This is a genomic window from Microbulbifer variabilis (genome assembly GCF_020524905.1).
Classification (GTDB): domain Bacteria; phylum Pseudomonadota; class Gammaproteobacteria; order Pseudomonadales; family Cellvibrionaceae; genus Microbulbifer; species Microbulbifer variabilis_A.
Map to the genome: position 1 here is coordinate 169,990 of NZ_JAIVKI010000008.1, position 12,085 is coordinate 182,074.

9 protein-coding genes and 1 tRNA gene are annotated in these 12,085 nt (G+C 51.1%); 3 read left to right on the forward strand and 7 right to left on the reverse strand.

Translation table 11 applies throughout. The features are described 5' to 3' along the window. Nucleotides 1–25: 25 nt before the first annotated feature. Together LC073_RS11460 and LC073_RS11465 are read left to right on the forward strand one after the other, a co-directional pair. The gene (locus LC073_RS11460) at nucleotides 26–856 is read left to right on the forward strand and encodes an alpha/beta fold hydrolase (RefSeq protein WP_226647131.1); all 831 of its coding nucleotides are present in this window, start codon (nucleotides 26–28) and stop codon (nucleotides 854–856) included. Between the two features lie 242 nt (nucleotides 857–1,098). Beyond that, entirely contained in the window at nucleotides 1,099–1,914 is an 816-nt protein-coding gene (locus tag LC073_RS11465) for an isocitrate lyase/PEP mutase family protein (RefSeq protein WP_226647132.1), read from the forward strand. A 115-nt stretch (nucleotides 1,915–2,029) separates the two neighbouring features. Here the strand turns inward: LC073_RS11465 and LC073_RS11470 are convergent, their stop codons facing one another. The 6 genes from LC073_RS11470 to rnr all read right to left on the reverse strand — a co-directional run bounded on the left by LC073_RS11470 (nucleotide 2,030) and on the right by rnr (nucleotide 8,866). After that, the gene (locus tag LC073_RS11470; protein ID WP_226647135.1) at nucleotides 2,030–3,283 is read right to left on the reverse strand and encodes a hypothetical protein; all 1,254 of its coding nucleotides are present in this window, start codon (nucleotides 3,281–3,283) and stop codon (nucleotides 2,030–2,032) included. A gap of 109 nt (nucleotides 3,284–3,392) precedes the next feature. Continuing rightward, complete coding sequence (locus LC073_RS11475; RefSeq protein WP_226647137.1) at nucleotides 3,393–3,938, reverse strand: hypothetical protein; 546 nt, start codon at nucleotides 3,936–3,938, stop codon at nucleotides 3,393–3,395. 60 nt (nucleotides 3,939–3,998) lie between these two features. Next, nucleotides 3,999–4,571 (reverse strand): hypothetical protein, encoded by a 573-nt coding sequence (locus LC073_RS11480; protein ID WP_226647139.1) that lies wholly within the window; start codon nucleotides 4,569–4,571, stop codon nucleotides 3,999–4,001. Nucleotides 4,572–4,589: 18 nt separating this feature from the next. Beyond that, nucleotides 4,590–5,144 (reverse strand): RNA polymerase sigma factor, encoded by a 555-nt coding sequence (locus LC073_RS11485; protein ID WP_226647141.1) that lies wholly within the window; start codon nucleotides 5,142–5,144, stop codon nucleotides 4,590–4,592. A 224-nt stretch (nucleotides 5,145–5,368) separates the two neighbouring features. After that, the gene (rlmB, locus tag LC073_RS11490) at nucleotides 5,369–6,124 is read right to left on the reverse strand and encodes a 23S rRNA (guanosine(2251)-2'-O)-methyltransferase RlmB (RefSeq protein WP_226647143.1); all 756 of its coding nucleotides are present in this window, start codon (nucleotides 6,122–6,124) and stop codon (nucleotides 5,369–5,371) included. 12 nt (nucleotides 6,125–6,136) lie between these two features. After that, complete coding sequence (gene rnr, locus LC073_RS11495; RefSeq protein WP_226647145.1) at nucleotides 6,137–8,866, reverse strand: ribonuclease R; 2,730 nt, start codon at nucleotides 8,864–8,866, stop codon at nucleotides 6,137–6,139. A gap of 242 nt (nucleotides 8,867–9,108) precedes the next feature. Between rnr and LC073_RS11500 the strand changes: the two genes are divergently transcribed. Continuing rightward, nucleotides 9,109–9,195: transfer RNA gene (locus tag LC073_RS11500), tRNA-Leu, on the forward strand. A gap of 197 nt (nucleotides 9,196–9,392) precedes the next feature. Here the strand turns inward: LC073_RS11500 and LC073_RS11505 are convergent. Then, a partial coding sequence (locus LC073_RS11505) for a beta strand repeat-containing protein (protein ID WP_226647147.1) occupies nucleotides 9,393–12,085 on the reverse strand: 2,693 nt, incomplete at its 5' end.

The window sequence follows — 12,085 nt, forward strand, 5'->3', positions numbered from 1 at the left end:
GCCTCCATCTGCAGGGAGAAGTACCATGCCCCAAGAAACCCATAACCTTACCTTTGGCGCCTTCCAGGTGCCCGTCACCACGGTTCGCAACGGCGAAGGCCCACTAGTCCTGGTTATTCCCGCCATGGGCGTTCCCGCCAATCGCTATCAGCTTCTGCTGCAGGAGTTGCAACGGCTCGGTTACAGCACCGCCATCACTGAGCTACCGGGCACCGGCGATAGCCTGCCGAGGCCCAGCCGGGATGCCGACTATGGCTATGACGACCTGGTATTTGCCTTTATCCCACAGCTGTTAGCCCTGCTGGAAGAATCCTTCCCCGGCGGCCCGGCCCTGATCCTCGGCCACAGTATCGGTGGTCAAACCAGCACTCTCGCGGCACGCGCCGGCCTGACCGGCAACGCCAGGGTTGTCACCATCGCCTCCGGACATGTGGATCACCGCAGCTGGAGCGGATTACACCGGTACGCCATTTTGCTTTTTGCCTCAATTGTGAGTGTCACCTCGAGCCTGCTCGGCTATTTTCCCGGCGCGAAGATGGGCTTTGGCTGGCGCGAAGCGCGCAAATTAATGAAGGACTGGGCCCGCTCTATTTTCAGCGGCCGCTTTGCCCCAGAAAAACGCTTCGGGGAACACCAGCCCAGCTGCCAACCCACTCTACATATCGCCCTGGCCGGCGACCCCTTTGCACCAGTAAAGGCTGCACGCAAACTGGCAGCTATTGTGGATGGCGAAACCCGCGAGATGGCCGCCACCTATCCGAAAGGCAACCCCCACCTGAGCTGGATCAAAAATCCACGTCCCATTATCGCCGAGGTGGACAGTTGGCTGGCCCAGCAGCCGACGGGCTCCCACTAAGAAGAAGTACCTCTTGGCGCTGGTTGAGCACTGGCGCCAAGCTATCAACTATTCCCTAACACCCAACACCTCCTCTTTTCATTAGTTTTTCACTCCCTGCTATTTCAGTGCTCCCCTTCCCTGCCGCTGTTCCCTTTGTTCACTTCCGGATGTGGCCAGAACCAAGCCGAATACCAAGAAAAAATTCGAAGTAATTTCCACTCCACTGGTTCAACCAAAAAATCATCACTAGGAGAAATTCGATGGCTGTTACCCACTTCGAACAATTCAATGCTTTGCATCAGGGAGACCGGCCCTTAATTCTTCCCAATATCTGGGATGCGGCCAGTGCACAACTCGCTCAAGCGGCCGGCGCTCCCGCTATTGCCACAAGTAGCGCCGCTATAGCCTGGTCATTGGGCTATGCCGATGGTGGTAACTTGCCAATATTGGAACACCTAAGTGCCATTGAGCGTATTTTGCGTGTTTCCCAAGTACCGGTTTCTATCGATATCGAGGATGGCTACAGCACCGACCCTACGCGGGTGGCCAAGTTAGCCGAGACTCTGTGTGACCTAGGTGTAGTCGGTATCAATATCGAGGATGGCAGCGGAAGCCCACAATTATTGGAAGAAAAAATTCTGGCAATCCGCTCCACTTTAACGGCGAGAAAGACGCGGCCATTTTTTATCAATGCGAGAACCGACGTTTACCTAAACGGCGCGGACAACAGCAAAGAAGCTCTGAAGGAAGTTATACAAAGACTAGCGCGTTACCAGAATGCCGGTGCCAACGGAGGGTTTATTCCGGGCTTAACATCTCCAATAGATGCCCGGCAACTAGCAAAAGAAATCGGTATGCCACTTAATTTAATGCAACTGCCCGGTATGGAAAAGCCTGCACAACTCTGGAAGGCCGGTATTCGCAGACTCAGCTGGGGACCGGCTTTATTTCAATCGAGTTATGCGCTTTTTAGCAATAGGGTAACTAATCTCCTGTTAGACAAAAACCCGACAGACATTTTTGATCACAGGCTAACTTATCATTATCTAAATAACCTAGCGATCAATCTTGAATAAAATTAATAAGAGATGACAGCTGCAGAAATAAGTATAAACACAATATTCACTGCAAAATGGTAGGCAGCACTGGGGGGAGTCAGTTTTGGCTCCTCCCAGCAATTACAAGAAAGGCTCAGAAGCTATAACCGATACCTAAACTGTATTCACTTTTGTCGTAAGTGTAGATATCCCGGTTTTCCTCATTATCAATAAACTGATATTTTCCATTAATGTGGAAATTGGGCGTAACGCGAAATTTCGCTCCCAACCAGGACCTCAGTCGATCAGACTCCCTATAGTAGGAATCTACATTGCCTTCACTATCGGTAATACGGTTATTTTCGTTATATAGACTGCTGCGATACTCCACCCCGGTGGATAAATTCCATCGTGGAGACGGTATCCAGACCAAGGTTCCCCCCAGGGTGTGTCGGGCAGGAGAATAGCTGTAGTAATCTCCCTCAGCTTTTACCTGACCTTCCCGATCATTGTAATCGTAACGATAATACAACTTCGTCTCGGTTGAAAAAAGTGAGCGCTGCCAACTCAAATCAAAGAACTGGCGCCAACCATCCAGATAAGCATATTCATCGCCGCCGAAATAATAACCGGGGCTATAGGAAAAAGAGATTATAGAGCGGCCCCAGTTTCCTGAAATTTTACTTAGCAGCCGTGCTTGCTGTGTAACCGGCTCACCTCCCAGAGTTACCGTCTCAACAGCAAGCCCCAACTCCGTAGACCAGCCAAACCAACGGCGATCACGGGAAAAAGCTGCCCGGGCACTGGCCAGATCGAGATTTTCATAGTCTTTATATTTACGCCCAAATCCATAACCGTGCACCCGCCATCCATTTTCGGGAGTTCCTCCCAGGCGGTATTGTCCCCAGGCAAACAATTCTGCGAAGTTGTCAGCCCCAATCGAAGCCTCTTCCAACAATTCATTTTGCAGCGCATAAGCATTGTCATCATTACCAACCGTTAAGCTGATAGTGGCCAGCCAAGGTCTTTCGTGCTCGCCGCGATGATCTTCTGCAAGTAAACGCAGGCGACGGGCGGCCATATCCCGCAATTTTTCTGTGGCCGCCCCTTCCCGCACAATACGGTAGTGTTTGACCGCAGCCAATTCGCGATTGGTCCGCTCCGCCGCAACCGCCAAGTTATAACGGGCAAGATCCCGCCAGCGAGCGTCATTCAAGAGACCGTGAAAATAAATCGTAGCCTCCGAATAACGCTCAAGCTTCATCAAGGTAACACCAATGTTGTACCTGAGCTTTGCAGAGTTGTTGCCAGACTCACGTTCAATTTCAAAGTACTTCAGTGCCCTACGGTATTTTCCCTGTTTGAAAGCCTCCGTAGCTTCACTGAAGGACCCTGCGGCTGTTGACACCGAAGATACCAATGTCAGCAGCGTGAATAGCACTATTCCGATCCGCCCATTTTGCACTGTGAATTACCTCTAAACGTTCCCTGTCATAAAGTTTCACTACAACCGTCAATCAGGCATCGGGCCCATCCGGTAGATCATCCTGTACATGTTCGAATAGTCCATCGAGATCCATAGTCATCTGCTCGCGAATGTCTTCGGGCAAACTACTGAGGATGTCCTGCATCACTTGCTCAATCACACCTTGAATGTCTGCACCATTCATTGCGCTTTTAACGGCCTCTTCAATATTTTCCCTGGCCGCCTCGGCTGTGCGCAGAGCCTCCTCCCTGGCCGCTTCCGCTGAGAGGCGCGCACTGGTAATGATTTCATACTGGCGCGCAATGGCCTCCCGCATTCTCGCCTCAATTTCCTCACTATGCTCGGCACCTTGCCCAGAAGCCGCCACCGCTTCCATCACCGCAGCTATGGTCTCCTCGGCAACTTCCTGCAGATCCGGTGGCAACTCTATGTTGTTCACCACATCTTGCGCATCTTGTCCCTCCTCAACCACGGTGAGGGTGACATCCAGGTCTTCCGCTGCCTCCTGTGCCATTAAGGGGCCGGTATATATGACTGCTGCAGCGACACCTGCTGCTATTAATCCTTTCTTCCACATCGCTTGGTTACCTCTAGGTTGTGACAAAAGAAGCTATCGAACACCATTGAGCGGCCGGATTTACAAGTGCGTTAAGCGCTGCCGCAAACGCTTGCTCACCCCGCCATACTCCACTTCAATCAATATCTCCCCGGCGCCTTTTTTGCCGAGAATTTTTACCGGCAGCGATAAGCGGTTACTCCCCGCAGCAATATCCGCTTGCCACTGCAACACCTGACTGCTCGCATAACCATCCATTCGCATATTTTCAGGCAGGGTGACCCTGATGAGTGCACCCGGCATCTGGCGACTACTGTGCAGTACAAGATGTACTGGCCGGCTAACAACTGGCCCGACTTCTGATTGCGCGTAAGCCGGCGAAGCTTCCAGCAACGCATCTTTTGAAGTGGTCAGTATCAACACCAGCGTCACGACGACTAAGAAGCCTGCGGCCACTGCCAGTTGCCCCACTCGCCGGTATTCATTGACGAATAATTTCAGTGGCGAATAGGATTTACTGATTCCCCGCTCTGCGAGTACAGACTTCAATATGCGCTCTTCCAAATCCTCACCAGGTTCCTCAACCGGCAGGGAGCGAAGCTGACTGCGCAGTAATTCATCACTGGAAAATTCTTCAGAGTCATATTTCAGCATTGGCTTTTCCTCTGATTATTAACACGGATGGCTCTCGCTATAGGTTCCCTCAACGAGCATTTTTTTTAATTTTTTATGTGCGCGATGTAGGCGCGATTTCACCGTGCCCACACTGATGTCCAAAATATCCGCCACCTCCAGTAGGGAATAGCCCTCGACATCATGCAGCAACACCGTATCGCGCCAACCGGCATTGAGTTTCGAAAGGGCCTGCAGCAAGGCGCGTTGCATTCCCACCTGGGAACTGACTCCCTCTTCAGAGGTGCTGCAAATTACCGTTTCCCAGTCGACATCTTCATCCACCGGGGAACTTCGGCGCCTGCGGTAGAGATCTACATAGCGGTGATAAAGCACCTTGATTAACCAGGGACCCAAGCGCTGAATATTTTCCAGTGCCACAGAGCGCGCCAGCAGGCTGGCCAGTACATCCTGCACCAAGTCCTCTGCCTCCTCACGGCTCCCAGTCCAGCGAAAGGCCATGCGATAAAGTTGACGAATATGAGGGTGAACTAACTCTGCGAAATGCGCGCTGCTCGATCGACGTCGCAATAAGTTTTTTGGCCAGGCGTACAAACCGCTACTCCCGGATATTTAAGGAAAATCGCCCGCAAGTTTGTTAACTGCGGTGTGAGATGGAAAACTGCACACTGAAATCACAGTGTGATAGTTGAAAAAATCTAGCAGTGATTAGCGGAGAGAGTGAGAAGAAAGGGATTTGCGTGTGAAGCGCTACGCCGAAACACTGCCTATCCCGCTATTTAGTTAGCGTCGGGATAGGCAGTAAAAAAATAAAACAATCAGGCGCTGCGCTGACGCACCGCTTCAAACAGACAGACGCCGGTGGCAACAGAGACATTCAGGCTACTGACTTCACCGGCCATGGGAATTTTAATTAAATGATCGCAGTGCTCCCGCGTTAATCGACGCAGGCCACTGCCCTCGGCCCCCATGACCAACGCCAACGGACCGGTCAACTTTGATTGATAGACATCCTGGGTGGCCTCCCCCGCCGCACCGAATATCCATACGCCGGCCTGCTGCAGTTGCTGCAGGGTTCGCGCGAGATTGGTCACCGTAACGAAGGGTAAAACTTCGGCCGCACCGCAGGCCACCTTGCGGGCGGTGGGAGTCAAGCCTGCGGACTTATCCTTGGGTGCAATTACCGCATGCACACCGGCGGCTTCCGCAGAGCGCAAGCAAGCCCCCAGATTGTGGGGGTCGGTCACGCCATCCAGCACCAACAGGAATGGCGTTTCACCTTTTTGATCGAGCTGCTCAAGCATTCCTAATAGGAATTTCTCGTCCTGGACCTTGGTTTTCTCTGCACAAAGTGCGATGACACCCTGATGGTTGGCCCCCTCTTCCACCTTGTCATCCAAGGCACGGCGGTCGACAAAGCGCAGGGCAATTTCATTTTTTTCCGCCTGTTGAATAATTTTTTGCAAGCGCTGGTCTTTGCGCCCACGCAATAACATCAATTCCTGCACATTTTGCGGGGAACTTTTTAATAGCGCCTGCACCGCGTGCAGGCCGTATACCAATTCCTGGCTCAATTTATGCCTCGATCACTTTTTCTTTTTACTGGTGGAAGAAACTTTCTTCTTCTTTTTAATTTTGCCACTGCGTGTTTTGGCCTTTTCCGCTTTCTGCGCAGCTTTGCGCGCAGCTACCGCAGGGCGTTTACCGCCCTTGCGCGGTGGGGTGCGCTTGCTGCCGCGACGCTTTATTGGTTCATCGCTTTTTGGCTTGTCGGCTTCCTCGCTCGACCCTTTCTTGGCAGTAAGGGATTTATCCTCTGCAAATTCCTGCACGGGAACCGCCTCTTTGGAGCCAACCTTGCGTTTGCGAATTGGCGCTACCTCCGCTGCCGTTTCTGCACGCTTCCCCCAGGGGCTAACATTTGACTTTCGGATACCGTCCTTTTTTTCTTTTCCGCGTCGCTCCCGCTCCAGCTGATGCTCCACCGCCATTTCCATGGCACGAGCACTGACCTGAGTCGTCTCTGTTTTGACCCGCGAGGCCTTATTGCGTGGCACCAATCCCTCAAGGATAAAGTCGACTTTGCGCTCCTCTAGATCCACCCGCGCCACCTGAACGGTAACCGAGTCACCCAGGTGGTAGCGCTTACCACTGCGCTCGCCGATCAAACGCTGATGCGCCTGCTCAAAGCGGTAGTAGTCTTTGGGTAACGCAGTCACATGAATCAACCCCTCAACAAAAAGGTCGTTGAGTTCAACAAACAGACCGAACCCTGTCACCGCACTGATCACACCGGAGTAAACCTCACCCACATGGTCCTGCAGGTATTCACACTTGAGCCAGCTGACAACGTCGCGGGTGGCATCGTCGGCACGGCGCTCGGTCATGGAACACTGTTCGCCAAGTTGTAGCATCGCCGGCATATCGTAGGGCAGTATCTGCTGACGATCGATGGGCCTGGCGCCAGGAACGGTATAAATCTTCTGCGCCACTGCGGGTTCATTGGCACTACCATTGCGAATCAACCAGCGCAAGGCGCGGTGCAGCAACAGGTCGGGATAGCGGCGAATCGGTGAGGTAAAATGCGCATAAGCGCGATAATCCAAGCCAAAGTGGCCGCGATTTTCCGGCTGATATACCGCCTGATTCATGGAACGCAGTAACATCACCTGAATGATATGTGCATCGGCTCGCCCTTCCACTTGCTCCAATAGTGCCTGGAAATCCGCTGGCCGCGGCTCTGAGCCACCGGGCAGGCGCAGCCCCAACTCTCCAAGATACTCGCGCAGGTTGCTGAGTTTTTCCTCTTTGGGCGCATCATGCACGCGGTAGAGCGCCGGCAATTCCGACAGCTCCATTAAATCGGCCGCGCAAACATTCGCCGCCAGCATGCACTCTTCAATCAGCTTATGCGCATCGTTGCGGGTGACAGGCACAATGCGCTCAATCTTGCGCTCACTGTCAAATAAAATACGGGTTTCGGTGGTTTCGAAATCAATCGCCCCGCGCCTATCACGGGCACTGCGCAGCGCCAGGTATAAGTCGTGCAAATTATCCAAGTGCGGAACAAGAGCGGCATACTGCTTGCGTAAACCACTGTCGCGATTGTCGCGCTCCTCTAAAACCTGTCCTACCTGGGTATAAGTCAGGCGCGCATGGCTGCGCATCAAGCCTTCAAAGAAACGGTAATTGGCAATTTCACCGCGACGATCGATGTGCATCTCGCACACCATACACAGTCGGTCCACCTCTGGATTTAATGAACAGAGCCCATTGGACAGTTTTTCCGGCAGCATCGGCACGACAAAGTCGGGAAAATAAACCGAGTTACCGCGACTGTGGGCCTCCTCATCCAGAACCGAACCGGGGTGCACATAGTGGGAAACATCGGCAATGGCCACCAACAACTTCCAGCTATTGTCGGGCAGTAGCTCACAATAAACCGCATCATCAAAATCGCGGGCATCCTCACCATCAATGGTGACCAGGGGAAGCTGGCGCAGATCTACCCGCGCTTTTTTATCCTCTTCCATTACTTCATCGGCAATGGCATCCACCTCTGCCTGCAAGGCGGCGGGCCAAACATGAGGGATGCCGTAATTGCGAATCGCGACATCAATTTCCATTCCCGGTGCCAGGTGGTCGCCGAGCACTTCCAGCACCTCCCCCTGGGGTACGCGGTCTCGTCCCGGCTGAGTGACAATTTTTACCACCACATATTGACCGTGTTCGGCCCCAGCCGCATCTTCCGCCGCTACCATCACATCCAGATTCACCCGGGGGTTATCCGGCCGTACAAAACAGATGCCATTTTCTCGGTACAAGCGCCCAGCCAACTGCTCGGTATTGTGCTTAATTACCCGTACCACAGCACCTTCGCGCTTACCACGAAAGCCATCGGGGGTCTCCCGCACCAATACCTCATCACCATCGAATACCTTGCGCATTTGTCGATGGGATAAAAACAAATCGCTGCCGCCATCCGTAGGCACAACGAAGCCAAAACCGTCGCGGTGACCAATCACTCGACCGCGAACCAGGCTCATCTTATCCAGTACGCCAAAATCACCAGCGCGATTACTGGCGATCTGGCCATCACGGGACATGGCGATAAGACGTCGCCGCACCCCTTCACGCCGGTCCTCATCTTCTAGTTCCAGCAGGTCGGCGACAAACTCCCAGGGCACCGGCTCCGCCTGCTGTTCCAGCAGTTGCAGCAGGTATTCTCGGCTGGGGATAGGCTTTTCATATTTTTCCGCCTCGCGCTGGGCATGGGGGTCAGCGTTGAGGGGTTCTGAAGTATTTTTGTGTGTCAAAACAGCATCCGTTGTTGAGATAACCGCCTATTGAGGCGGCTTCCGGAGGTTATCCGGTCAAAGGCTGGCGGCGGGGGTAGAGAGTTTTTGTTCAATGTTTCGCCGCTGTTGAACGCATTATAAGCGATTTCAACACATTTCCAGACCTCCGGCGAGAATGTTGAAAAAAACGCAATGAAACCGTTGACACCCCCCCTGCAGATCTCTATAGTTCGCGTCCTCAACGGAGCACACGTTGATTTGCCCAGGTGGCGGAATTGGTAGACGCGCTAGCTTCAGGTGCTAGTGACCTAACGGTCGTGGAGGTTCAAGTCCTCTCCTGGGCACCAATTCCAAAAAGGCTGACTCGAAAGAGTCGGCCTTTTTTCGTTGTGGAAAGCTGAATCTCTATCCCAACGCTACTTTTTTGATCGCTTCCTGCCTTTGTTAAATATTCGCCCAGGTTTCTCATAATGTATGAGAAATAAAAAACCGGCCATGGGGGCCGGTTTTTTACTCAGTGAATAGCCTTAATCACTTAGATAAATCAGCCCCCTGCACTGCCAGCGAAAGGTATTATCTCACTAACAACATCGGCAGGTGCCTCGCTGATATCCTCATCCAGCACCGCATCAAATTCCGAGTCTGATTCAGGTTCGTCACCAGCAGAAGCTGTGGAGGGTGATAACTTTCCAGATCTAAGGCGCATCTCGGGAGAATTCACTGCATCCACACCGCTACTATACGGTTTAACAGCACTGAAAATTGCTGGGTCAACTTGAGTAAAATCCTCTACCGCATTTTGCACTGCAGATTTCAGCCCCTGAGAGGCCTGGGATCCCGCTATCGACTGAAGCTCATCACCAGTACTGGTAACAGTTGGCACTTGGCCAATAAAGTCAGGCTCATAGTAACTGACGGAATAAATATCCAAAGTATTAGATACATCGAGTCGTAAAGGATTGACTGACTCACCAATAATCGTCCACAGTTCTGTTTCTGTTCCTAACTTCACTGTAGAAGCTGTGATGTGTGTTTTACCATAAGTTTCAGCGGTTAATATCCCAAAATTTGAGCTGGCCAATTCAACATTACCTCGACCTGCATTTATCTCATCAATAACAAGATCTCCGTGAGATAAAACACTGATGTCAATATCCGCACCAGATGTAGCTATGGCGAGAGTATTTACTTCAACTTCAATATTTACATCACCAGCAACTATTAATTCAGCTCTGTCAGCTTTAAGGCTGCCACCAATAGAATCCGATGAACTGCTAGTAATATTGATATCACCTTCACCATCATAGCCTAGGCGCATACCATCGATAGCGAATACTAATCCGGCTCCGCTCTGGTTAAAGTTTTCGGAATTATCTCCTCCGTTTACAAAATCAAAACCTAAATCCGTCTCGAGTTTGAGCGAACCATCGGTGTTATCCAGATATGTAAAACCTTCAAATTTAAAATTACCAACTTGATTACCGTCTGAATTAATCTGCCAAGTGGCCCCAGAAAGGTTGTACTGGAAGGAATCATTCCCGCTTCCGCCAGATAACTGCGTGTCTTGAGCATTATCCGAATCTACCTGTACGTAGTCATCGCCAGCACCCAAGGACACAGTGTCGATAGTAGTTCCTGCCAGTAGCACTGAATCATTACCTGCCCCTGTGTCAATTTCGGTTAGCACTCCACCTGACAGTGTAAATTGGTCAACCCCTCCACCAGCAAAAATGGATTCCACTCCACTGAAGATCAAGGTTTCACCCGCACTACTTACACTATGCTGAGAGCCACTTATGGTCCATTCAGCATCTATATCGGCACCATAGATAGCATCACTTTCGCTACCTGCTGTTAGGCTAGTTAGCCCCTCGAAAGTCACCCCTCCTATGGTCATCGTATCCAGAGCACTGAATACGTACTTACCACTTACATCCTGCCCTACATATGCTCCCGTACTTTGAACTAACTCTAGATTCTCAAAAACTACAGTTAAATTATTCACTAGAGCTTGAGCCCCACCATTCACCAGTGAGTTATTTGAACTTGTAGATGTCCAAACTGCTCCTTCTGAACTAACGGAATCATTCCCGCCTGCTCCATCTATAGTTTCAAGCCCTGTAAAATGAATTCCGGCCACACTGATATCACCAGCAGAGTCCAGCACGAAGTCATCATTTTTCTCGGTGCCGAGTAGTGAACTACCTTCACCAGAGGTATTGACTGTTTCCAGGCCGCTAAAATTAATCCCCGCCGTTTTTAGAGATTGGGCTCCTTGCAGTTCAAACAGAGCAAAATCATTAGTATTTATCAGGACGGGAGTATTCGCCCTATAGATACCACTGAAGATAAGCGAGCCTGCAACAAGCTGATTTTCATTCTCAGTTAATGCTAAACCATCACTGTAAGTACTGGCATTCAGGCTATCCTCGCCTCCATTGCCATCTACCGCGGATATACCACTGACAGTCATGCCGTAGACTTTAACATCTCCATCAGACTGTAAAGTAAATACATCCGCATTACCTGTGCCCAACAAATTTGCATTGTTTGCAGTAAGAGTTTCCACATTGGTAAAGGTTATGCTGCTATTAATAGCTTCGTAATCATTCCCGATAAGTGTCCAATCCGAACCATTAGCTCCAGCAACACTATCATTTCCCTTTCCTGTGTCTATTTCACTGACGCCACTAAAGGAAATGCCATAAGTTGTAACCGCATTACTACCATCAACTACAAAACTGTCAGCATTACTTGTACCTAACAACGCGTTTGTTAGAGCAGTGAAAATTCCATCAAAAACCAAACTTCCAGCTGATACTTGGTTATCGACTCCAGTAAGAACGAGACCATCAGAGTAAGAAGCAGCATCCAGGCTATTATTCCCCCCCTGACCATCCACTGCAGACATGCCTGAGACAACCAATCCATAGGCTTCAACATCGCCATCAGACTGAAGAATAAATGCATCTGTACTGCCGCTACCCAATAGGTTGGCATTGACGGCAGTGAGGGACTCTACTTCGGAGAAGCTAATACCGCTGTTGATGGCTTCTTTACTGGTACCGGTTAAGGTCCAGTCGGCACCATCGGCACCGATCACGCTGTCGCTGCCATTCAAGGCATTGATGCTGCTGACTCCGGTAAAGGCGATACCGTAGCTGCTGGCGGCATTACTGCCGTCTACGGTAAAGCTATCCGCATTGTTGGTACCGGTCAGCGCTGCGGTGACCGCAC

Coding starts and splice junctions, on each gene's coding strand:
- LC073_RS11460 (WP_226647131.1), top strand. CDS start 26: ATGCCCCAAGAAACCCATAACCTTACCTTTGGCGCCTTCCAGGTGCCC.
- LC073_RS11465 (WP_226647132.1), top strand. CDS start 1,099: ATGGCTGTTACCCACTTCGAACAATTCAATGCTTTGCATCAGGGAGAC.
- LC073_RS11475 (WP_226647137.1), bottom strand. CDS start 3,938: ATGTGGAAGAAAGGATTAATAGCAGCAGGTGTCGCTGCAGCAGTCATA.
- LC073_RS11480 (WP_226647139.1), bottom strand. CDS start 4,571: ATGCTGAAATATGACTCTGAAGAATTTTCCAGTGATGAATTACTGCGC.